Source organism: Streptomyces sp. NPDC002868, from assembly GCF_055563295.1.
In genome coordinates, this window is record NZ_JBVHDR010000001.1 from 637,817 (window position 1) to 660,251 (window position 22,435).

Below are 22,435 nucleotides of genomic sequence, written 5' to 3' on the forward strand. Positions count from 1 at the left end.
CAGTACGAACGGCAGCGGCGCGACGGTGTGCACGTCGATGCGGGCGACGCCGGGTACAGCAAGTCCCTGAAATCGCGGCACGTCAACATGATCGCCATCGGCGGGGCCATCGGCACCGGGCTGTTTCTCGGCGCGGGCGGCAGGCTCGCGAGCGCCGGGCCGTCTCTGGCCGTGGCGTATGCGCTCTGCGGCGTCTTCGCCTTTCTCGTTGTGCGCGCCCTGGGGGAGCTGGTCCTGTACCGGCCGTCGTCCGGAGCGTTCGTCTCGTACGCCCGTGAATTCCTCGGCGAGAAGGGGGCGTTCGTCGCGGGCTGGATGTACTTCATGAACTGGGCGACCACCGGAATCGCCGACATCACGGCGGTGGCGACCTACACGCACTACTGGGGCATGTTCACCGATGTCCCGCAGTGGGTGATCGCACTGATCGCGCTCGCGGTCGTGCTGGCCGTGAACCTCATATCCGTGAAAATATTCGGCGAACTGGAGTTCTGGTTCGCGATCGTCAAGGTCGGGGCGCTGGTCCTGTTCATGCTGATCGGCATCGCTTTGCTGGTCACCCAGCAGCCTGTCGACGGCCACACCCCCGGCCCTTCGCTGATCGTGGACAACGGCGGCATCTTCCCGGCCGGGACGCTCCCGATGCTGTTGGTCATCCAGGGCGTCGTCTTCGCCTACGCCTCGGTCGAACTGGTCGGCGTCACGGCGGGTGAGACGGCGGAACCGGAGAAGATCATGCCCAAAGCCATCAACTCCATCATGTGGCGGGTGGCTCTCTTCTACGTCGGCTCAGTGGTACTGCTGACGATGCTGCTTCCCTGGAACGCGTACTCGGCCGGCGAGAGCCCCTTCGTGACCGTGCTGTCCAACATCGGGGTGCCGGCGGCGGGCGGCGTGATGAACCTCGTCGTCCTCACCGCCGCGATGTCAAGCCTCAACTCAGGGCTCTACTCCACCGGGCGCATCCTGCGCTCCATGGCGATGTCCGGATCCGCGCCGAGGTTCACCGGCGTGATGAACCGCAACCAGGTGCCGTACGGCGGCATCCTGCTCACGTCCTCCTTCTGTGTGCTGGGCGTGGGCCTCAACTTCGTCGTGCCGAGCGAGGCCTTCGAGATCGTGCTGAACTTCGCGGCGATCGGCATTCTGAGCACCTGGGCCATGATCATGGTCTGTCATCTCCTCTTCTGGCGGAAGGCAGAGGCCGGGCAGCTCCGCCGCCCCGGCTACCGGCTCCCCGGCTCGCCGTGGACCGAGATCGTCACGCTGGTCTTCCTCGCATCGGTACTGGTCCTGATGTGGGCCGACGGCGGGGCCGGCCGCACGACTGTCCTGTCCCTGCCCGTGATCGGGGCGGCGTTGGTCGCGGGCTGGTTCCTTGTACGGGGCCGGGTCGGGACTGTACGAGAGTCGGCGGCGCACGAGCGTCAGATCACCCAGCACAACAACACCCAGCACAACAGCACCGATAGCACTTGAGAGCTGAGTATGAGTCATATCTCCACGCCGCGCCGCACCCCGGCAGAGCCGCCCGCCGTCCGCGAACCCGCCCATGTCCCCCTCGCCCATGTAGTGCGCGGAGGCATCATCGAGGGAGTTCACCACGGCTCGGTCGTCGTGCTGGCGGCGGACGGCAGCGTGGAGTTCAGGGCGGGCGACATCGAGGCCTCGTTCTACCCGCGCTCGGCGCTCAAGCCGGTCCAGGCAGTCGGCCTGCTGCGTGCGGGACTGCCGCCGCTGGACGACGAGTCGCTGGCCCTCACCGCGGCCAGCCACTCCGGTGAGGAACGGCATCTGGCCACGGCCCTGCGCATGCTGCACACCGCCGGGCTGACCGAGGACGACCTGCGCAATGTCCCCGATCTGCCGTACGGCCCGGCGGTCCGCGAGGAGTGGATCCGCCGGGGCCTCGGCCCCACCCGGCTCGCTCAGAACTGCTCGGGCAAGCACGCCGCCATGCTGATTACGGCCCGGGCCCGAGGCTGGTCGCTGGACAATTACCTCGACCCCGGGCACCGGTTGCAGTGGGCCGTCGCCGCGACCGTGGAGGACCTCACCGGGCAGGGCATCGCACGGGTGACGGTCGACGGATGCGGTGCGCCGCTGTTCTCCGTATCCCTGCACGGCCTCACCCGAGCCATCGCCCGGCTGGCGACCGCCGAGCCCGACACTCACGAGGGCCGGGTCGCCCACGCTATGCGCGAGCACCCGGAGATGGCCTCCGGCAGCGGGCGGGACGTCGCCAGGCTGATGCAAGCGGTGCCGGGCCTGCTTGCCAAGGACGGGTTCGAGGGTGTGCAGGTCGCGGCGCTGCCGGATGGGCGGGCCGTCGGCGTGAAGATAGCCGACGGCGCCGACCGTGCCCGGATGCCGGTGACAGCAGCGGCGCTCGCGCTGTGCGGAGTCGACCCCCGGATTCTTGCCGAATTCGCCCAAACGCCGGTCATCGGGGGAGGGACGGCGGTCGGGAGCCTGCGGGCGGTGGGCGCGCTGGCCACACTTTCCGCCCCGTCCGCTCCAGTGCCCTCTTCCGCCGCGTAACGCCCCTGGCGTAACGCCCCTCGCCCAGTGCCGCCCTGCATCCGCGGCAACCACCCTCATCACCTCACGAAGGAACACCAGCACCATGAATCCCGTCGCCCACCGCCGCGAACACGACCTGCTCGGCGACCGCTACGTACCCGCTGATGCGTACTGGGGCGTCCACACCCTGCGTGCCTCGGAGAATTTCCCCATCAGCGGTACCGCGATATCCGCGTACCCGCATCTGATCAACGCGCTCGCCGCCGTCAAGGAAGCCGCAGCCCGCGCCAACGAAGAACTCGGGCTGCTCACACCGGGGAAGGCCGACGCCATCGCCGCCGCCTGCCGGGAGATCCGGGACGACGGCCGCCTGCACGACCAGTTCGTCGTCGACGTGATCCAGGGCGGCGCCGGCACCTCGACCAATATGAACGCCAACGAGGTGATCGCCAACCGGGCGTTGGAGATTCTGGGCCATGACAAGGGCGACTACGGTCACCTGCATCCGAACGAGGACGTCAACCTCAGCCAGTCCACCAATGACGTCTACCCGACCGCCGTCAAGGTCGCCACGATCATCGCCGTACGTGAACTGCTCGACGCGATGGGCGTCCTGGGTAAAGCCTTCGCAGCCAAGGCCGAGGAGTTCCGCGACGTACTCAAGATGGGGCGCACCCAGCTGCAGGACGCGGTGCCGATGACCCTGGGCCAGGAGTTCTCCACGTACGCGGTGATGCTGGAGGAGGACCACAGCCGACTCGCCGAGGCCGTCAGCCTGGTGCACGAGATCAACCTCGGCGCGACCGCCATCGGCACCGGCCTCAACGCCCCCACGGGCTACGCCGAAGCCGCCCGCCGCCACCTCGCCGCCATCACGGGCCTCCCTCTGGTCACCGCGGCCAACCTCGTCGAGGCCACCCAGGACTGCGGGGCTTTCGTCCATCTGTCCGGTGTGCTCAAGCGCATCGCCGTCAAGCTCTCCAAGAGCTGCAACGACCTGCGCCTGCTCTCCTCCGGCCCGCGTGCGGGCTTGGCGGAGATCAACCTGCCGCCGGTCCAGGCGGGTTCCAGCATCATGCCGGGCAAGGTCAACCCGGTGATCCCCGAGGTCGTCAACCAGGTCGCCTTCGAGGTGATCGGCAACGACGTCACCATCACCATGGCAGCCGAGGCGGGGCAGCTGCAGCTCAACGCCTTCGAACCGATCATCCTGCACTCACTGTCGGAGAGCATCACCCACCTGCGGGCCGCCTGCCTCACCCTCGCCGAACGCTGCGTATCCGGCATCACCGCCAACACCGAGACCCTGCGCGCGACCGTGGAGAACTCCATCGGGCTCGTCACCGCCCTCAACCCGCACATCGGCTACACCGCCGCGACCGGAATCGCCCAGGAAGCCCTCGCCACGGGGCGCGGCGTTGCCGAACTGGTGCTGGAGCGCGGGCTGCTCCCGGCCGATCGGCTCGCTGCCCTGCTGCGCCCGGAGGAGATCGCGGGCACGCGTTCTCCGGCAACCGGCAACGAGCCAGTGGCAACGGCCTCTCACAGCTGAGGGGCGCCCAGCGTGGTCATTCGGCCGCCTTCCGGTCGACGTACTCGAAGACCGACCCGTCCGGGTGGACGGCGATCAGATTGCGGCCCACCGGGGTCGGCACCGGGCCCGCGACGATTCTGGCGCCGACCTCGGAGAGCGTGGAGTACGCCTCGTCCACGTCCTTCACCGCGATCGTCGCCGTCACCTTGCGCAGCACCTCCAGCTCCGACTCCGGGCCGCTCATCAGCAGGAAGCAGCCGACCGCGGCGACCGAGACCCCGCCGCGCTCGAAGCGCAGTGGTGTGGCGCCGGTGAGGCGTTCGTAGAAGGCTGCCGCGGCCTCCAGGTCGTCGACGCAGATGCGGAGCGTGGTTCCGAGGATCTCCATACGGGCGAGCGTAGTTGGCGGCGGCGGGAGGCGAAATCAGTTGCCCGATTGTGGGTGGCTCGGGCACCCGCGCAGTAGGGTGCCCGACCGTGACCGAACCTTTCGACGTGGGTTCGATGCCGACCCTGGACCTGCCGGACGGCGCTCTCGTCGGCATCATGGCGTGGTACTCGGTCCGGGCTGGTCGTGCGCGCCCGGGTGATGCGCGAGCCCGACGACGACGGCGACTTTCCGGAGAAGACGCCACAGGCATTCCTGCCGGCCCGCAAACCGGCCGACGTCAGCCGGCCATGACGCGTAGCGGTCCCCACGCGGCACGCCGTTGACCCTGCGGTCATGCGCGGCAGAGCAATTCGCCGTGCGGAACCATGAACCAGGCGTCGGCCCGGCCGCCCCACTCCCGCCAGCCGTCGGCGATCGCCGCCAGCTGCCCGGCGGTGGCATGACCGCCGTCGACCGCGAGCTTCGCGTACGCCGACGCGGTTGTACGGTCCGCCCACAGTCCGCTCCACCACGCACGCTCGTCCGACGCGGCGAAACACCAGGCGGCGGCGGTGGCGGTGATGTCGGTGAAGCCCGCGGCGCGCGCCCAGGACAGCAGCCGGCGACCGGCGTCCGGCTCACCGCCGTTCGCCCGGGCAACCCGCTGGTAGAGCTCCTGCCACTCGTCCAGCGCAGGGACCTCGGGGAACCAGGTGAAGGCGCCGTAGTCGCTGTCGCGCGCCGCGACGACGCCGCCGGGCCGGCAGACCCGCCGCATCTCACGCAGCGCCCGCACCGGGTCGCCGACGTGCTGCAGCACCTGGTGGGCGTGGACGACATCGAAGGAGTCGTCGGGGAAGTCCAGTGCGTGGACGTCGGCGACCGCGAAGTGGACATTGTCCAGGCCGCGTTCGCCGGCGGTCTCGCGCGCCTGGTGCAGTACGCCCTCGGCGGTGTCGACGGCCGTCACCTGTCCCGGCGCGACCAGCTCGGCCAGATCCGCGGTGATGGTGCCGGGCCCGCAGCCCACGTCCAACACGTCCAGTCCCGGGCCAAGTTCACCGATGAGGTACGCCGCGGAGTTGGCGGCGGTCCGCCAGCGGTGCGAACGCAGCACCGACTCGTGGTGCCCATGGGTGTAGACGGCGGTTTCCTTGGACATGGCCGGACTCCTTCTGCTGAAGCGGGTACGGCAACGGTACGCGGATGTTCCGCATTGCGAGACCTGAGTCTTGCCATATGGACGAGACTCGCCGCGGCCGACGGCTCTAGGCCCGGGTGCCCACGGGGAGAGCCGCCTGCCACCTCACCTCGCCGTCCTGTACCCGGTCGGTCGGTGTCAGCCCGGCCGCGGCGGCGACGGCCGCCGAGGCGAGATGGTCCGGGTGCACATGGGCGACCGCCGTGTGGACCGACCGCCCGGCGAGCCAGCCGACGAGCGCCCGCGCCGCCTCGGTGGCGATGCCCCGCCCCTGCCAGGGCATGCCGACGAGCCAGGCGATCTCCGCGCTGCGGCCGCGCCCTGACGGGCCGACCGTCGCCTGGACCGTGCCCGTGAGACAGGACTCGGCCTCCAGCCTGATGACCCAGTTGCACCAGGACACGGCGGGATCGGGCGCGCCCGCGAGCATGCCGGCATACCGCGAGCGCAGCGCATCGGCGCTCTCCGGCCCGCCGCCGATGAAGGTGTGCAGGGCAGGGTCTGCGAGGACCTTCGCCATCTCGTCCGCGTGGGCGACGGCGAGCGGCAGCAGAACGAGCCGTTCGCTACGGATGGGCTCGGCCCTGACGGCCCGCAACAGGGGCCGCTGGTACCGCAGTTTGATCAGCGGGCGGCCGCCGGTCGTGTCCACCTCGACCGCGCCGTCCGCACGCCAGCCCGCGGCCTCGTAGAACCGCCGGGCGCGGTCATTGGCCTCCAGCACCCACAGCTGCGCGCGCGTGCAGCCCGCCGTGGTGAGCTCGTCCACGACGGCCGCCAGCAGACGCCTGCCGACCCCCGTGCCCCAGAGTTCGGGCAGGGCGTAGAGCGTGCCGATCTCCGCTGTGCCTTCGGCGCGGGCCGGTGCGTAACCGGCGAAGGCGACGATCCCCTGCTCGGTCTCGGCGACCAGAACCCCCGCGTCCGGCCTGCGGGGCTCGGTGAGCCGGCCCGTCCAGACCAGGGCCTCCCGCGCGGGGGTGAGCGCGTCGAGATGCTCCTGCGGTACGAGACCGGTGAACGCCGCCTGCCAGGACCGTACGTGGACCGCGGCGATGCCCGCTGCGTCATGGGTCTGTGCGCGGCGTATCTGCATGCGCTCATGGTGCGCGAAGCAGCCTGAGCCCGTCGATCGGGTTTTCCGCGAAAGTCCGCAGCGGCCCGCGAGCGCTCGGAGCGGGGCTTGCGAGTGCTCAGAGCAGGGCTTGCGGGCGGTAGACCGTGAGCGCCTCGACCTCCTTGTCCACCACCAACTCCGGCGGAGCCACCGCGACTTCACCGTCGTAGGCCAGCAAAGTGCCCGGCGCGAACCCGGAGATCCGCAACTGTCGCAGCTTCTGCGCCGCATGCACAGGCGAGCGGCTCAGCGGACCGGCGAGCGCGGCGGCCAGCAGCCGCAGCCCCGGCCAACGGCCGCCGTGCACCACCCGGACATCGAGCAGGCCGTCCGCCAGATCCAGCCGGTGGCCCGGCGTCGGACCCACCCGCTGGTAGATGCCGTTCCCGGCGAACAGCAGCCACATCGGGCGTCGCTGACCCTGGACCTCGGCCTCCAGCGGATGCTCGCCGCGCAGCACAATCGCCGCCGCGAGCACCCCGGCGGACCAGCCGCCGATCCGCGGCGACCAGCGCTCGCGGATGCGCACCAGCTCCGGATAGACGCCCAGGCTGAAGGTGTTCAGGAAGTGGCCCGCCTGCCTGCCGTCCGGGCCTGGTGTGAAGCGCCCCAGGTCGACCCGGACGGCCTCGCCGCCCTCGACGGCCCGGCAGGTGTCGTGGGCCGACTCGATGCCCAGGTCGTACGCGAAGTGGTTGAACGTGCCGCCGGGGAAGACAGCCAGCGGAATCCCCTGCGCGGCCGCGACGGTCGCCGCCTTGTTGATCGTGCCGTCTCCGCCCACGATGCCCAGCGCCCGGCAGCGGCCCGCCGCCTTCTCCAGCTCCGCCGACAACTCGTCGGGCGCGCACTCCACGACCTCGGCGAGCGGCATCGTCTCGCGCACGAGAACCGCCGAACCCGCCGAGCCCGCATGCCGGTTGACCACGACCACCAGCCCTTCCCCGCCGGGCAGCGCGGGCGCGTCGGCCAACGGCCGGCCCGGGGTGGGCAGCTGCGACCTGGTCGGCACTGCGCCCCGTACCGCGAAGGCCGCACCCACGCCCAGCGCCGCGCCCACCAGCACATCGCTCGGGTAGTGCACGCCCGTGTAGACGCGCGAGAGGGCGACGGCGGCGGCCACGGGCGCGACGACCGCGCCCCAGCCTTTCGACTCGAGCGCGACGCCGGTCGCGAAGGCCGCCGCCGACGCGGCGTGCCCGGACGGGAACGACGTTGTGAACGGCTGCCGCTTCAGCCGCCGTATCACCGGCACCGCGTCGAGTACCGGCCGCGCCCTGCGCACCGAACGCTTGCCGACGGTGTTGATGGTGGCGGAGGCGAGCGCGAGGGACGCCACACCCCGTACGGCGGCGCGGCGCGAGCGTGTCCCGCGTCCCAGCGCCACCATGCCGGCTGCCGCGCCGAACCACAGCAGGCCGTGGTTGGCGCTGCGGCTCAGCAGGGGCAGCACCGGCTCGGCGCCGGGCCAGTGACGGGAGGCGACGGCGTGCAGGAGTTGCCGGTCCCAGCCCCTGAGCAGCGCCGCAACGCGCACCCGGACCTGGGGATTTGTGTGTGCGTAAGCGTCGGACATGCATCGCGGGTACCCCGTGGACGCGGCCGCCACGCGGGACGGGTGCCGCAGCCACCGCGGCGCCGAGGTCCGAGATGGCGTGATCTCGCCGCCGTAGCCCTTGACAGCGCCTCCTGATGACCCGCAGGATCGCCTCGAAACCTGTCAGACAGCCAGACAGGTGGGGACCGGCACGCCGGTCGGCGTTTTCCCTATGAGCAGCGCGACCACGGTCGGCAGCCTGAGGACTCTCGGGGCACTGGCCCTTGGCCCCGCCGTACCGCCGGCCTCTGGACGTAGGCACAGACCCGCGGGTGCAGGACCCGCCCGCAGCACCGCACGCGCAGCACTCGCACTACACCCGATCAAGGAGGACTGCACCGATGACTCCCGGCCACCGCACCGAACGCGACCTGCTCGGGGACCGCGAGGTGCCCGCAGGCGCGTACTGGGGCATCCGGACCCTGCGCGCGTGCGAGAACTTCCCCACCACCGGAACGCCGATTTCCGCTTACCCCGACCTCGTTGACGCGCTTGCAGCGGTGAAGGAGGCCGCGGCCCGCGCCAACGAAGAACTCGGCCTGCTCGCCCCGGAGAAGGCACAGGCCATCGTCGCCGCCTGCCGAGAGATCCGGAACGGGCACCTGCACGGCCAATTCGTCGTCGACGTGATCCAGGGCAGAGCCGGGACCTCGGCGAACACGAACGCCAACGAGGTGATCGCCAACCGGGCGCTGGAGATCCTCGGTCACGCCAAGGGCGACTACGAGAGCCTGCACCCGACCGAGGAAGTCAACCTCAGTCACTCCGCCGCCGACGCCTACCCGACCGCGATCAAGGTCGCCACCATCAACGCCGTGAGTGAACTGCTGGCCGCGATGTCCGTCCTGTGTGAGGCTTTCACCGCCAAGGCCGAGGAGTTCCGCGACGTAGCCAAGACGGGGCGCACCCAGCTGCAGGACGCGGAGCCGATGACCCTCGGCCAGGAATTCTCGGCGTACGCGGCCATGCTGGAGGAGAACCGGAGTCTGCTCGCCGAGGCCGTCAGCCCGGTGCACGAGATCAACCTGGGATACACCGCCATCGGCACGGGGCTCAAAGCTCCCACCCGATACGCCGAGGCCGCCCACCGCCACTTGGCCGACATCACCCGCCTGCCCGCGTTGACCACCGGCAACCTGGTGGCAGCTACCCAGGACTGCGCTGTCTTCGGCCGTCTGCCGGGCGTGCTCAAGCGCATCGCCGTGATGCTTTCCGAGAGCTGCGGCGACCTGTGCCTGATCTCCTCGGGCCCCCGCGCAGAGCTGAACGAGATCAACCTCCCAGCCATGCAGGCCGGTTCCAGCATCATGCCGGGCGAGGTCGACGAGGTCATCCCGGAAGTCGTCGACCAGGTCGGCTTCGAAGCGATCGGCAACGACGCCGCCATCACGATGGCCGCCGAGGACGGACAGCTCCAGCTCGACGTCTTCGAGCCGGTCATCTTCCACTCGCTCTCGGAGACCATCACCCGCCACCGGGCCGCCTGCCTCATGCTCGCCGAACGCTGTGCGGCGGGAATCCCAGCCGACACCGGCGCCATGGGCGCTGCGGTTGAGCACTCCATCGGCCTAGTCACCGCCGTGAACCCGCACATCGGTTCCACCGCCGCCACCGACATCGCCCCGTAAACGATGCAAACCCAGACAATACGGCGCATCCATCCCGACCCACCGGTCCGCGCACACCTGCCGGCCTTCGTATCGGTTGATGAGACCTCGAGTTCGACGTTGGCCCTGAGAGTGGCGCACGCGGGTCTCGACCTCGGCGCCGCTGCGCGTTGGGGAAGCGAGTCGGCCTGCGCCTCCATGCTGGAACGAAGACCGGCGATGATCCTGCTCGATCTGCCCACGACGGAGGCCGACGGGCTGGCAAGGCTCGTCCGGGCAGCGTCTTTGATCGCCCCCGTCGCCGTCCTGCGGCACGAAGGGCGGGATGCCGTCGCCGCATTCACCGCCGGGGCGTTCGATGTCCTCGACCGGCAGAAGCCGGCCGCTGAGCTGGCCTGGCGCATCCATGCCGACCTGAGACGCTGCCCGCCAATGCCGGTGCCGCGCACGTCCGCAGGGGGCACCGCCAGCCAGCGCCTCCTGTTCAACGTGATCACCAGAGCGCAGGCTCCCGTCTGCTGCCACCATCTGAGACTGCTCCTGGGAACACCCTGCCTTCCCATGACGCTTCGGGCACTCAAGGCGCGGATCCAACGGCTGCTGCCCGTCTTCGCCGACCACGGACTGGCGCTGATCGTGGATCAGCAGTGGGGGCTGGCGACCTACCGCACCCGGGCGGTGGTCTGACGCCCGCCCGTCCGACGCTCCCGCGCGGCGAGGTCGCGCAAACCTCCGTATAAAGGGCTCGTGGGCCGGGCAGTGGTTCCGGGATGCGAGCAGCGGAGGTGACGGCATGCAGCGGACGGATCCGGAAGACCGCGGCCCCGTCCGATACGGACCGCACGCCCCCGAGTCCGGACTGCCCGTGCTGCCCGAGCTCGCCGCGGTGCTCGCGGCCGCATCGGACCGGGCTGTCGGCGAGCCGCCCGGCGGCGGCCCCGAGCTGCGCGAGGCGGCCTGCGGCTACTGGTGGCGGCGCGGGCTGCGCTCCCACCCCGAGGAAGTGGCGGCGGCGTCCGGCGCGCAGCCCCTGCTGCTCGCGCTGATCGGCGCGTACGGCGGGGATGTGCTGATGCCCCGCCCGTGCCCCGCCTGGTGGACTCCGCAGGCCCGGCTGCTCGGCCGGCCCGCCTACCATGTGCCGACCCCGGCGGAGTGCGGCGGCGTGCCCGATCCGTACGCGCTGCTCGAGACCGTACGCAGAGTTCGCGCCGAGGGCGGCAGACCCCGGCTGCTGCTGCTCTCCGTCGCCGACGACCCCACCGCGACCGTTGCCCCGCCCGAGACCGTGCGCGAGGCGTGCGAGGCCGCGGTCGGCGAGGGGCTGCACATCATCAGCGACGAGACCTGGCGGGACACCATCCACCAGCCGCACGAGACGGTGCTGGTCAGCCCGGCCGAGATGTGCCCCGGCGACGTCACCGTCATCAGCGATCTGGCGGGCGGGCTCACGCCCGATTCCTGGCCGGTGGCCGTTGCCCGCTTCCCGCCCACCGAGGAGGGCGCCGTCCGGCGGGCCAGGACCCTCGACATCCTCACCGCACTCGGCGCGGTGGTGGCGGAACCGATCGCCGCAGCCGCCGCACACGCACTGGACGAGCCGGGACCGGTCACCGACAGGGCAGAGCAGGCGGCCGCGCTGCACGCGCGCGTGGCGGCCGCGGCGCACCACGCGGTGCTCGTCTCCGGCGCGCTGGCGCGCCCTCCGCAGGCCGGCCGCCATCTGTACGCGGACCTCGGGCCGCTGCGCGCCCGTCTCGCCGACCGGGGCGTCACCGACTCCATGGAGCTGGAGGAGTATCTGACCCACCGCCTAGGGGCGCCCGTGCCCGGCGGACACCGGTTCGGCGACGAACTGGGCGCGCTGCGGGTGCGGCTGGCCACCGGACCGCTGCTGGGAGCGACTCCCGAGCAGCGGCTGGAATCTCTCACCTCACCGGCACCACTGGAATTGCCGCATGTGGCCGGGGCGTTGAGCATTCTTGGAACGGCCTTCGACGAACTGCGTTGAACGGAGCCCCGGATGACGGAACAGACGGAGCAGACAGAGCACTCGGGACAGACGACAAGCACACCGGGCGGCGTACGGCCCCGTTCCCGTCCCCGCCCCCTCGGCGAGATCCGCCGCTGGCCGAGATCCTTCGCCGACCGGCTGACCGCTCCGCTCCCCGGCGTACGGGCCATGGCCCGCCTCGCCAGGGAGGGCGCGGTGCGCCCCGGCCCCGATGGGCTGAGGGACATTCCGCAGCTGCCCTTCGCTCCGGGGCCGCTGCCCGTCGTGGACACCACGACCGTCGCCGTCACCTGGGCCGGACACGCCAGTTGGGTGCTGAGCATCGGCGGGCTGACCGTCCTCACCGACCCCGTCTGGTCACGCCGGATCTTCGGCACCCCGGCCAGGATCACGCCCGTCGGGGTGCGCTGGGAGGACCTGCCGCCCGTCGACGCGGTGGTCATCAGCCACAACCACTTCGACCATCTGGACGCCCCCACCCTCAAAAGACTCCCGCGCCATACGCCGGTGTTCGCCCCGGCCGGGCTCGGCCGCTGGTTCCGGCACCGCCGCTTCACCCGGGTGACCGAACTCGACTGGTGGGAGGGCGCGGAACTCGCCGCCGTCCGCTTCGACTTCGTACCGGCCCACCACTGGTCCAAGCGCACCCTCATCGACACCTGCCGCTCGCTGTGGGGCGGCTGGGTGCTCACCGACCCGCTCGGCCAGTCCGTCTACTTCGCGGGCGACACCGGCTACGGCCACTGGTTCAAGGAGATCGGCCTCCGCCACCCCAACCTCGACCTGGCGCTGCTGCCGATCGGCGCCTACGACCCGCGGTGGTGGCTCAGCGATGTGCACACCGATCCGGAGGAGGCGGTGTGCGCCTTCGAGGACCTCGGAGCGCGGAACATGGCCCCGATGCACTGGGCGACGTTCGTGCTCTCAGCCGAGCCGGTCCTTGAGCCCCTCACCCGGGTGCAGGCCGCCTGGGAGCGCACCGGCCGCCCGCGCGAGCAGCTGTGGGACCTGCCGGTCGGCGGCTCACGCCTGCTGGCCGGGTGACCGCCGCACCCTGCGCCACAGCGCCGGAGCCCCGCTGATCACCACCGTAAGCGCCACGGCCACCAGCACGCCCTTCCACGGCTCGTCGAACAGCGAGCCGCCCAGAATCCCGATCAGCTGGTACGTCGCCGCCCACGCGAGGCACGCCGGGACGTCCCCACGGACGAACCCGCGCAGCGGCATCCTGGCGAGCAGGCAGGCCAGCATCACCGGTATCCGCCCGGCAGGCATCAGCCGGGAGACCACCAGCACCGTCACCCCGTGCTCGTCCAGCTTGCGCTGCGCCTGCTCGATCCGGTCGGGCGCGGCACGGTCGCGCAGCGCGGCCAGCCACCGGGAGCCGTTCTTGGACCGGGTCCCGCGCTGCCCGAGCCAGTAGAGCGTCACATCCCCCAGGAACGCGGCGAACGACGCCACCAGAAAGACGAACAGCAACGACAGCGGAGCCGTTTGATGGAAGGCCACCACCGCCGCCGAACTCACCACGGCCCCGGTCGGCACCACCGGCACCAGGGATCCCAGCGCCACCAGCAGAAACAGCGACGGGTAGCCGACGGCCTGCTGTGTCGACTCCGGCGGCAGCCCGCCCACGACTTCCGAGAACTGCCCGAGGACATCCGACAGCGTCGAACTCACCGGGCGGCCTCCGGTCTGACCCGCTCGCCGTGGACCAGCCGGTGCACCGCCACCTGCGGAGCCAGCCGCGCCGCCTTGCGTACGAACTCCTCGCCCGGAGCGTAGAACTCGTGCGGCCGGATCCCGTCCATCCCGATCGGCCAGTACGTGCCGTAGTGCACCGGCACAGCCGCGCACGGCGCGAGCGAGGCCAGCGCCTGCGCCGCCCGGTCCGGGTTCAGATGCCCGTGCCCGAGATAGGGCCCCCAGCCACCGACCGGCAGCAGCGCCACATCCACCGGGCCGACCTCGTCGGCCATCGAGTCGAAGAGCCCGGTGTCCCCGGCGAAGTACGTACGCGCCTCACCGCTGATCACATAGCCGAGCGCGGGCGAACGGTGCGGCCCGACCGGCAGCCGCCGCCCGTCGTGCAGCGCCGGCACGGCCCGCACCACCAGGTCTTCGACCCGCACCTCGTCGCCCGGCGCCATCTCGGTGACCCGCAGCCCGGCGGAGCTGACGAGCCGCCGCAGCCCCGGCACCGAGCGCCCCGCACCGCTCGGCACCACCAGACGGGTTCCCGGCGCGAGCCGGGCCAGCGACGGCAGATGCAGATGGTCGGAGTGCAGATGGGAGACGAGGACGGCCTCGGCCCTCGCGGCCTCGGGCGGCGGCAGCTCACCGCGCCGCCTGCGCAGATGCGCGAGCCGGCGAACGAACAGCGGATCGGTCAGCACCCGGACGCCGGAGTCCTCGACCGTGCAGGTGGCATGACCCCACCAGGTGACCTCCACCGGCACGCAGTGCCTCCTCGTTCCCGCTCGCCGATTACCGCTCGCCGATCCCGCTCGCCCGTCCCGTTCCTCGTACTCGTACGAGCGTAGATGCGGAGTAGGGTCGGCGGCGACGGCGAGCGTACGGGGGGATGTCCATGGGCGGCTTACAAGTGGCGGCGATCGCCAGCCTGACGCCCCTCGAGGAACTCGACCGCGATCCATTTCTGGTGGACACCCGCAGGCAGCACGCGATGTGCGCCCGCTGGGCCGCCGACAAGGGCTTCGTCGTCACCCGGCAGCTACTGTTCTACGGGCTGCGGCCCGACCACTGCGGGCTGTGGACCGATGTCGCGGCCGGCCACGTGGACATGTTCGTCGCGCCCAACGAGCGAGTGCTCGCACGGGCGTTGACGTCGGTGCGGGGCTTCGTCGCCGAGTGCGAGCGCAGAGGCGTGCCGCTGGAGACCGCGGGCCTGGACGAGCCGGCGTACGACGCGGCGATGAAGGCCAGTGTCCATCGCAGACTCTCCATGCCGACGGCCGGTTACAACGGCTGCTGAAGGTGCCGCCGGGCGCGCCACCGGATCGCGCCCGCCCCTGTGCCAGGCTGGAGGCCTGATCACAGGGTGAGGTGAAGACAGCGTGGGCGAAGGGCGATGGCGTACGGCCGGCAGAGCCCTGTTGCGCGTGATCGTGGTGTGGGCGGTGTCCACGCTGACGATGCTGGCGCTCGCCGGGCTGCTGCCCGACTTCCAGCTGCAGTCCGACGACGGCGACAGCATCACCAGGACCGCCGTCACCGCCGCCTGGGGCGCGGGCGCCTTCGGTCTGCTGACCGCGCTGGTCTGGCCGGTCGTCGTACGGGCCCTGCTGCTCGTATCCGCCCTGGTGCTCGGCCTGTTGGTGTTCTTCCTCAACGGCTCGCTGCTGCTGATCGCGCTCTGGCTGATCCCCGACGGGCGCGGCGCGGCCGACCCGGAGACCGCTGTCGTCGTCGCCGCCGTGATGTCCGCCGTCGCATCCGCGACCTCCACCGCGCTCGCCGTCCGCGACGACAACGCCTACCGGCGCAGGCTCTCCCGGCTCGCCGACCGGCGCAGACGGCGCCGCGGTGAGGACGGCCGCCGTGCGGGACCGCCCGGCACGGTCTTTCTGCAGCTCGACGGGGTCGGGCACGAGGTCCTGCGGGGCGCGGCCGAGGACGGTGTGATGCCCACCGTCGCCGGCTGGATCGGCACGACCCACCGGCTCACGCCCTGGCGCACCGACTGGTCCAGCCAGACCGGCGCCAGCCAGCTCGGCATCCTGCACGGCTCCAACCACGACGTCCCGGCCTTCCGGTGGTACGAGAAGGACAGCGGCCGGGTAATGGTCTGCAACCGGCCCGCGAGCGCCGCCGAACTCCAGCGCCGCGCCATCGAGCGCACCGGCGACGGCGGGCTGCTCACCGTCGACGGCGCCAGCCGCGGCAATCTCTTCAGCGGCGGCGCCGATGAGCTCGCGCTCGTGCTGTCCATGGCCGCCAGACGCGGCCGGGCCAACCGCTCCAGAGCCGGCTACTTCGCGTACTTTTCCGACCCCGCCAACGCCGTACGCACTGCGCTGTCCTTCGTCGCCGAAGTAGCCCGTGAGATCGGCCAGTCGACGCGGTCGCGGCTGCGCGGCGACCGGCCGCGGGTCGGGCGCGGCGGGCTCTACCCCTTCATCCGGGCGTTCGCGACAGTCGTCGAGCGGGATGTGGTGGTCGCCGCGGTGATGGGGGACATGCTCGCCGGACGCACCGCCGTCTACGCCGACCTCGTCGCGTACGACGAAGTGGCGCACCACTCAGGGCCGCACAGCCGGGACGCGTCGCTGGTGCTCGAACGCCTCGACCGTTCGATCGCGCTGATCGCGAAGGTCGCCGAACATGCGCCCCGCAGCTACCGGATCGTGCTGCTTTCCGACCACGGCCAGAGCCCGGGGGAGACCTTCGAGGGCGCATACGGACTGACCCTCAAGGACCTCGTGCGCGCGGGTTGCGGGCTGCCCGTCTCGCGCCGGGCGGAACGTTCCAAGAGCGGCGCGGAGGCCCGCGACGCGGCGGGCGACGCCCTGCGGAGCGCGCTGCACCGGCGGCTTGCGGATGGTGAGGACGAGCATCCGGAGCCGGGCTCCGACCCGATCGTGCTCGCCTCCGGGAACCTCGCGCTGATCTCTTTCCCCGACGCGACCGAGCGCCTCAGCCGCGAAGAGATCGAGCGCCGCCACCCGGCGCTGCTGAGCACGCTCGCCAACCACCCGGGCATCGGCTTCCTGCTGGTGGGCAGCGAGGAGCACGGCTCGCTGGTGCTCTGCCCCGGCGGCGCGGAGGTGCCCGTCACCGAGCTGTTGGACGACGGGCCGCTGGCGGCCTTCGGCCCGGGCGTGGCCGAAGCCGTACGCCGTACCGACAGCTTCCCGCACGTCGCCGACATCATGGTCAACTCGATGTACGACCCCGGGAGGGGCAACGTGCACGCCTTCGAGGAGCAGATCGGCTCGCACGGCGGGCTCGGAGGCGAACAGTCCCAGCCCTTCCTGCTGTCGCCGCTCGACCTGTCGGCGCCCCTCTCGGCGGGTGCGCAGGGTGCGCCGGGTGCGGGCGCGGAACTGGTCGGCGCCGAGCGGGTGCACCGGGTGCTGCGGCGCTGGCTGCGCGAGTGCCAGGGTCCGCAGGTGCCGGTCGGGCCGCTGGAGGCGGCCAGGCAGGACGGGCCAGGTCAGGGGCTGACGTAGAACCATCCGTCCGGATACGTTGAGACGGCTGAGCCCAGGCAAAATCCCCCGTACGAAGGAGTTGGCCCGTTGCGTGCTGTGGTGTTCGAGGAGTTCGGGAAGCCGCTCGAGGTACAAGAGGTGCCCGAGCCCGTGCCGTCCCGCGACGGTGCCGTGATCAGGGTCGAGGCGACGGGGCTGTGCCGCAGCGACTGGCACGGCTGGATGGGCCACGACACCGGCATCACCCTCCCGCACGTCCCCGGCCACGAACTGTCCGGAGTGATCGAGTCCGTGGGCGACGACGTCGCCAATTGGCTCCCCGGGGACCGGGTCACGGTGCCGTTCATCTGTGCCTGCGGCCGGTGCGCGGCGTGTGCGCGCGGTGCCCAGCAGGTGTGCGAGCGCCAGGAGCAGCCCGGCTTCACCCACTGGGGTTCCTTCGCCGAGTACGTTCCCGTCCACCATGCCGACACCAATCTGGTGGCCCTGCCCGAGTCGATGTCGTTCGCCACGGCCGCGAGTCTGGGCTGCCGGTTCGCGACCGCCTTCCGGGCCGTTGTGGGCCTGGGCCGGGTGCGGCCGGGGGAGTGGGTCGCTGTGCACGGCTGTGGCGGAGTGGGCCTGTCCGCGGTGATGATCGCCGCGGCGTGCGGGGCCAGGGTCGTCGCGGTCGACGTCTCGCCGGGCGCGCTGGAGCTGGCCCGGACGTTCGGCGCCCAGGTGTGCGTGGACGCCTCCGCGCTGACCGGAAGCGTCGCCGACGCGGTCCGTGAGGCGACCGGCGGCGGCGCGCATCTCTCGCTGGACGCCCTTGGCGCACCGGTGACCTGCGTCAACTCCGTCCAGAGCCTGCGCCGCCAGGGCCGCCATGTGCAGGTCGGCCTGCTGCCCCAGGGCGTACACCTGCCGATGGACCGGGTGGTCCCGCTGGAGCTGGAGATCCTCGGCAGCCACGGCATGGCGGCGCACGCCTACCCGGAGATGATGGCGATGGTCGCCTCCGGCGCTCTCCGTCCCGACCTGCTGGTGACGACGGCGATCGGCCTGGACGATGTGCCCGCGGCGCTGGCGGGCCTGGGCAGCGCCTCGGGGACCGGCGTCACCGTGATCACCCCGCACGCGGCGGTGAATTCGGCGTAATGGGTGTACCCCGGTAGGGCGGATCTCGGCCCTACCGCGGCACGGCGGGGCACTTCCCGGGCAGGCATGGGGCAGTGGACGCATCCAGGAGGTCGCGTCGCCATGAACCAGCCCCATTCCCAGCCTCTCGCCGCGTTCGCGGCCCGCACGGCCACGCGCCGGACCGTGGCGGTCGTCGTGCTGGTGCTGCTGGCTCTTCTCGGTACGTCATTCGGCTCCGGCGTCGCGGCGGCCGGGGGCGCCACGACCTGGGCGCCCCCCTCCGTGCCGTCCGGCCCGGCGGGCGGCGACCAGCCGGAGGAGGCCGACACCGACGTGTCGCCCTCGGGCCCGGTCCGGGCCCGTCCCGCGGCACGGTACGTCGCGCCGGACACCCATACGGATCCGGCGACGGCCGAGCCCGTCCCGTACCGCCCCGGCAGGAGCCGGTGGGCGGAACTCGCCCTCCCGCTGCGCGCCGTGCGCTGTGTGATCCTGCGCTGCTGACAACCACCGACAGCCGTCCGCAGCCATCAGCCACTTCACACCGCGAGGTGCACAGCCATGCCCATCGACCCTCTCGCAGCGCTCAACGCCATGATCCGCGCCGAAGCCGCCCGCTCCACGGAACCTGAGGACGGGCCCCATGCCGCCGGTCCCGATACCGAAGCCGGCGGATCGGCATCCGACGAACGCCGCGCGACATCAGACGACGGCGCCCCCTGAACCCTGCGGCCATCGGCGGGCACTCCCTCACCCGGGGGTCGCGCCGCCTCTCGCGCCCACCGCCGGCAGCCTGAAGCCGGGGAGTGGCCACCACACCCCTGCCGTGGCCACTCCCCGCGTCGAGGGCCCGTTCTCCCACGCATGCCACGCCGCCGCGGCTCCTGTATGGAAGACGAACCGTGGATCGTGGTCCGGCTCCCATCGGAGGCCGCCGGCCGGGCCGATGACGTGGAACGTCAGCTTCTTGCCGCTCGGAAACACGTCCCGTATCTCATCGAGGGTCAGCTCCCAGTCGTCGGCGAGGCTGCTGACATCCACGAAGAGCGCGCTGAACCCCTCGGCCTCACGGAGCCGCAGCAACTGCCTGAGCATCGGAGCCGTGGACCTGGCCAGTCGGCCGCTCACGGCGATCCACACCTGTGGCCCGTCCAGCGCCAGTACTCGTACCCGTATGGTCGCTCGCACCTGTGCCCCCAGCAGCCGGGTCCGGCGCACCGCGGACCGGTGCGCTGCCGCACGACTGGTATTCGGGGCCGGGCGAGCTCCGGATTGCTCAGGATCCGGCCATTGTGCGGCCGAGCGGACAGTCGGTGAGCAGCGTGCGCGGATCGGCCGGTTCCGGGCGGGCCAGCGTGCGGCTGGACACCGGCTGCCTCCCGTGTCCGATCCAGCCCTCCAGGGCGGTGAACGCCGATCGGTGGCAGGGCGTCAACGGCCGCAGCCTGTCCGGAAAGACGTCGTAGAGCGAGTCGACGTGCGTGCCGCCTTCGACGCGGTAGTAGCGGAAGAGCCCGCCGCGTCCGGCGTTGCGCACCATCTTTGCGTACACATCGGAGTCACGGCCGATGGGCAGCAGCACATCGAGGGTGCCGTGCAGGGTGATCAGCGGTTTGCCGATCCGGCCGGTCAGCCCGATCGACGCGACGGCCCGGCGCACCTCGGGCGGCCGGGACGCGTAGTCGTAGTCCGCGTCGCACGCGGGCGTGCCGGGTGCGCAGTACGGAGTCCCCGCCTCGGTCGTGCCGTCGTAACCCGGATCCAGCTCCTCCCGGTAGATCCGCTGGGTCAGGTCCCAGTAGTACTGATGATGGAAGGGCCACAGAAACTCCGACCCCGCCGGATACCCGGCGGCGACCATTGCTCTGTGCGCCTCGTCGGCGCCAGGGCCGCCGGAGGCGTACACGGGATAGTGGCGCAGCGCGGGCGGCAGGAAGGTCAGCAGATGCGGTCCGCTCGCCCGCCAGAGTGTCCCCTCCCAGTCGACGCCGCCGTCATACAGCTCGGGGTGGTTCTCCAGCTGCCAGCGCACCAGATAGCCGCCGTTGGACATGCCGGTGGCGAGCGTGCGGGACGGCGGGCGGTGGTAGCGCTGGGCGACGACCGCGCGGGCGGCCCTGGTCAACTGCGTGACCCGCTCGTTCCATTCGGCGATCGCGGCGCCCGGGGCGGCGCCGTCGCGGTAGAAGCCCGCGCCCGTGTTGCCCTTGTCGGTGGCCGCGAACGCGTAGCCGCGGGAGAGGACCCAGTCGCCGATGGCGCGGTCGTTGGCGTACTGCTCGCGCACGCCGGGGGAGCCCGCGACGACCAGGCCGCCGTTCCAGCGGTCGGGCAGCCGGACGACGAACTGCGAGTCATGGCTCCAGCCGTGGTTGGAGTTGCCGGTCGAGGTGTCGGAGAAATAGCCGTCGATCTGGATGCCGGGCACCCCGCTGGGCGTGGCCAGTCCCGCCGGGGTCAGCCCGGCCCAGTCGGCCTGATCGGTATGGCCGGAGGCGACCGTCCCCGCCGTCGTCAACTCGCCCAGACAGGAGACCTCTTGGTGCTCGGCGCCGGGCACGTGCAGCCGCGCGATCCGCGCACAGTGGGTCTCCGTCTCCGGCTGCTGCCGGGCGACGGCCGGTGCGGCGGTGACGGCGAGCAGCAGCGCGGCCGCGTACGGAAGGGCGAAGCGCACGGGGAAACCTCCTGGGGGTGTACGGACCCTCGGGTCAGGGGCAGTTGCCGTCGACGACGTAGTAGCCGGCCGGGGATTCCTTCAGCGTGTGGGTGACGAAGGTGTTGTAGAGGCCCATGTTCTGCGCGGACCCCTTGGCGTATGCATAGCTGCCGTCGGTGATGGCCCGCCCCGCCGCCACCTGGCGGTAGTTGTCGGCCGTCCAGCAGGCCGCAGCGGAGCCCGTGGTGGCAGCCGTGACCAGGCCGGAGCGTGCGCCTTCGGTCCCTGTCGCGTCGCGGGCGGCCACGTTGTAGCCGTGGCCCGTGCCCGGGCTCAGCCCCGTGTCCGTGAAGGGCGAGCCCGCCGGAGTGGCGACACGCGCCCCGTCCCGGTACACCGCGTAGCCCGCCGCGCCCTCAACCGCATTCCAGTTCAAGGTGATTGAGGTGTCGGTCGCTCCCGTGGCGGCGAGCCCGGCCGGGGCCGGCAGGCCACCGGGATCCGGCGTGGAGCCGCCCAGACCGAAGAACTCGGTGATCCAGTAGCTGGAGCAGATCGAAGCGATGAAGTTCGCGGTGCCGGTCTGCCCGCACTGCTGCGGCCCGCTGCCCGGATCCACCGGCGTGCCGTGGCCGATGGCGGGCACCCGGTCGACCTCGACGACGACCCTGCCGTCGGTCCCCAGATACTGTTCCCGGCGCGTCTGGTCGGGCCCGATCGTGGACGTGCGGTCCGGATTCTGGTCCACGCCGTGCACAGCGGTCCACTGGTCCCGCAGCTCATCCGCGTTCCTTGGGACGACCTTCGGGTCATTGTCGCCGTGCCAGACCGCCACCCGGGGCCACGGCCCGGCGTACCCGGGATAGGCGTCGCGGACCCGCTGGGCCCACATTGCCGGCGTGCGGTCCACACCCGGGTCCATGCAGGTGAGGGCCCCTGTGTCCTTGGTGCAGTCGTACGGCAGCCCGGCGATCACCGCGCCCGCCTCGAAGACGTCGGGGTAGGCGGCGAGCATGACCGCGGTCATGCCGCCCCCGGCCGAGAGCCCGGTGACGTACGTACGCGCCGCATCGGCCCCGTACGCACTCTCCGCATGGGCGACCATCTGCCGGATCGACGCGGCTTCGCCCTGCCCGCGCCGGTTGTCGGTCGTCTGGAACCAGTTGAAGCAGCTGCTGATGTTGTTCGCCGGCGTCGTCTCGGCGAGCACCAGCACAAACCCGTGCCGGTCGGCGAACGTCGTCAGTCCGGAGTTGTCGGCGTAGACCTGGGCGCTCTGGGTGCAGCCGTGCAGGGCGACCACGACCGGGGGATGCGCGGGGAGGGCGGCCGGCCGGTACACGTACATGTTCAGACCGCCCGGATTGGCACCGAAGTTGCCCACCTTCTCCAGGGGAACGGCCGCATGCGCGGCGGGCGCGGGGGCAAACCACACAAGGGCCGCGAGCAGAGCGAGGACAGTGCCCATGCCGGCCGGCTTGGGGTATTTGCATGACCGCATCCGAGACCTCCCGCAG

At 71.5% G+C, this 22,435-nt stretch carries 21 protein-coding genes and 1 pseudogene; 12 read left to right on the plus strand and 10 right to left on the minus strand.

The window, feature by feature from the left end:
* The first annotated feature begins 27 nt into the window (after positions 1-27).
* From ACZ3H8_RS03020 to aspA, 3 genes are all read left to right on the plus strand, one after another.
* Positions 28-1,479, plus strand: coding sequence for an amino acid permease (locus ACZ3H8_RS03020; protein ID WP_467397919.1), 1,452 nt, complete (start codon positions 28-30; stop codon positions 1,477-1,479).
* A gap of 9 nt (positions 1,480-1,488) precedes the next feature.
* Complete coding sequence (locus tag ACZ3H8_RS03025) at positions 1,489-2,541, plus strand: asparaginase (RefSeq protein ID WP_467396664.1); 1,053 nt, start codon at positions 1,489-1,491, stop codon at positions 2,539-2,541.
* Positions 2,542-2,626: 85 nt separating this feature from the next.
* The gene (gene aspA, locus ACZ3H8_RS03030; protein WP_467396666.1) at positions 2,627-4,075 is read left to right on the plus strand and encodes an aspartate ammonia-lyase; all 1,449 of its coding nucleotides are present in this window, start codon (positions 2,627-2,629) and stop codon (positions 4,073-4,075) included.
* Positions 4,076-4,091: 16 nt separating this feature from the next.
* Here aspA and ACZ3H8_RS03035 read toward each other — a convergent pair whose 3' ends face one another.
* The 5 genes and pseudogenes from ACZ3H8_RS03035 to ACZ3H8_RS03055 all read right to left on the minus strand — a co-directional run bounded on the left by ACZ3H8_RS03035 (position 4,092) and on the right by ACZ3H8_RS03055 (position 8,321).
* Entirely contained in the window at positions 4,092-4,445 is a 354-nt protein-coding gene (locus tag ACZ3H8_RS03035; RefSeq protein WP_467396668.1) for a VOC family protein, read from the minus strand.
* A gap of 334 nt (positions 4,446-4,779) precedes the next feature.
* Positions 4,780-5,589, minus strand: coding sequence for a class I SAM-dependent methyltransferase (locus ACZ3H8_RS03040; RefSeq protein WP_467396670.1), 810 nt, complete (start codon positions 5,587-5,589; stop codon positions 4,780-4,782).
* Positions 5,590-5,695: 106 nt separating this feature from the next.
* Complete coding sequence (locus ACZ3H8_RS03045) at positions 5,696-6,226, minus strand: GNAT family N-acetyltransferase (protein WP_467397922.1); 531 nt, start codon at positions 6,224-6,226, stop codon at positions 5,696-5,698.
* Between the two features lie 72 nt (positions 6,227-6,298).
* Positions 6,299-6,724: pseudogene (locus tag ACZ3H8_RS03050) on the minus strand (GNAT family N-acetyltransferase); the annotation flags it as partial.
* Positions 6,725-6,821: 97 nt separating this feature from the next.
* Positions 6,822-8,321, minus strand: a complete 1,500-nt coding sequence (locus ACZ3H8_RS03055) for a phosphatase PAP2 family protein (RefSeq protein ID WP_467396672.1) — start codon at positions 8,319-8,321, stop codon at positions 6,822-6,824.
* 362 nt (positions 8,322-8,683) lie between these two features.
* Here ACZ3H8_RS03055 and ACZ3H8_RS03060 point away from each other — a divergent pair, with 362 nt between their 5' ends.
* The 4 genes from ACZ3H8_RS03060 (at position 8,684) to ACZ3H8_RS03075 (ending at position 13,007) form a co-directional block, all read left to right on the plus strand.
* Positions 8,684-9,970 carry an aspartate ammonia-lyase gene (locus tag ACZ3H8_RS03060; RefSeq protein ID WP_467396674.1) on the plus strand — a complete coding sequence of 429 codons (1,287 nt, stop codon included), beginning with the start codon at positions 8,684-8,686 and terminating at the stop codon, positions 9,968-9,970.
* A 99-nt stretch (positions 9,971-10,069) separates the two neighbouring features.
* Positions 10,070-10,636, plus strand: coding sequence for a response regulator transcription factor (locus tag ACZ3H8_RS03065; RefSeq protein ID WP_467396676.1), 567 nt, complete (start codon positions 10,070-10,072; stop codon positions 10,634-10,636).
* 106 nt (positions 10,637-10,742) lie between these two features.
* On the plus strand, positions 10,743-11,960 hold the full coding sequence (locus tag ACZ3H8_RS03070) for an aminotransferase class I/II-fold pyridoxal phosphate-dependent enzyme (protein WP_467396678.1): 1,218 nt from the start codon (positions 10,743-10,745) through the stop codon (positions 11,958-11,960).
* Positions 11,961-11,972: 12 nt separating this feature from the next.
* Positions 11,973-13,007, plus strand: coding sequence for an MBL fold metallo-hydrolase (locus ACZ3H8_RS03075; RefSeq protein ID WP_467396680.1), 1,035 nt, complete (start codon positions 11,973-11,975; stop codon positions 13,005-13,007).
* Here the strand turns inward: ACZ3H8_RS03075 and ACZ3H8_RS03080 are convergent.
* Both ACZ3H8_RS03080 and ACZ3H8_RS03085 read right to left on the minus strand, forming a co-directional pair.
* Complete coding sequence (locus ACZ3H8_RS03080; RefSeq protein WP_467396682.1) at positions 12,987-13,643, minus strand: DedA family protein; 657 nt, start codon at positions 13,641-13,643, stop codon at positions 12,987-12,989. The genes ACZ3H8_RS03075 and ACZ3H8_RS03080 overlap by 21 nt on opposite strands.
* On the minus strand, positions 13,640-14,422 hold the full coding sequence (locus ACZ3H8_RS03085) for an MBL fold metallo-hydrolase (protein WP_467396684.1): 783 nt from the start codon (positions 14,420-14,422) through the stop codon (positions 13,640-13,642). The genes ACZ3H8_RS03080 and ACZ3H8_RS03085 overlap by 4 nt, the downstream gene beginning before the upstream one ends.
* 131 nt (positions 14,423-14,553) lie before the next feature.
* Between ACZ3H8_RS03085 and ACZ3H8_RS03090 the strand changes: the two genes are divergently transcribed.
* From ACZ3H8_RS03090 to ACZ3H8_RS03110, 5 genes are all read left to right on the plus strand, one after another.
* On the plus strand, positions 14,554-14,958 hold the full coding sequence (locus ACZ3H8_RS03090; protein WP_398982019.1) for a hypothetical protein: 405 nt from the start codon (positions 14,554-14,556) through the stop codon (positions 14,956-14,958).
* 82 nt (positions 14,959-15,040) lie between these two features.
* On the plus strand, positions 15,041-17,155 hold the full coding sequence (locus tag ACZ3H8_RS03095; protein WP_467396687.1) for a phage holin family protein: 2,115 nt from the start codon (positions 15,041-15,043) through the stop codon (positions 17,153-17,155).
* 69 nt (positions 17,156-17,224) lie between these two features.
* Entirely contained in the window at positions 17,225-18,277 is a 1,053-nt protein-coding gene (locus tag ACZ3H8_RS03100) for a zinc-dependent alcohol dehydrogenase family protein (protein ID WP_467396689.1), read from the plus strand.
* Positions 18,278-18,379: 102 nt separating this feature from the next.
* Complete coding sequence (locus ACZ3H8_RS03105; RefSeq protein WP_467396691.1) at positions 18,380-18,763, plus strand: hypothetical protein; 384 nt, start codon at positions 18,380-18,382, stop codon at positions 18,761-18,763.
* Between the two features lie 57 nt (positions 18,764-18,820).
* The gene (locus ACZ3H8_RS03110; RefSeq protein ID WP_467396693.1) at positions 18,821-18,982 is read left to right on the plus strand and encodes a hypothetical protein; all 162 of its coding nucleotides are present in this window, start codon (positions 18,821-18,823) and stop codon (positions 18,980-18,982) included.
* Positions 18,983-19,009: 27 nt separating this feature from the next.
* On the opposite strand, the gene ACZ3H8_RS03115 is transcribed toward ACZ3H8_RS03110, so the two are convergent.
* The 3 genes from ACZ3H8_RS03115 to ACZ3H8_RS03125 form a co-directional block, all read right to left on the minus strand.
* A complete protein-coding gene (locus ACZ3H8_RS03115; RefSeq protein ID WP_467396695.1) occupies positions 19,010-19,447 on the minus strand; it encodes a hypothetical protein in 438 nt (145 codons plus the stop codon).
* 88 nt (positions 19,448-19,535) lie between these two features.
* On the minus strand, positions 19,536-20,936 hold the full coding sequence (locus ACZ3H8_RS03120) for a tannase/feruloyl esterase family alpha/beta hydrolase (RefSeq protein ID WP_467396697.1): 1,401 nt from the start codon (positions 20,934-20,936) through the stop codon (positions 19,536-19,538).
* Between the two features lie 34 nt (positions 20,937-20,970).
* Positions 20,971-22,386, minus strand: coding sequence for an extracellular catalytic domain type 1 short-chain-length polyhydroxyalkanoate depolymerase (locus tag ACZ3H8_RS03125; protein ID WP_467396699.1), 1,416 nt, complete (start codon positions 22,384-22,386; stop codon positions 20,971-20,973).
* Positions 22,387-22,435: the final 49 nt, after the last annotated feature.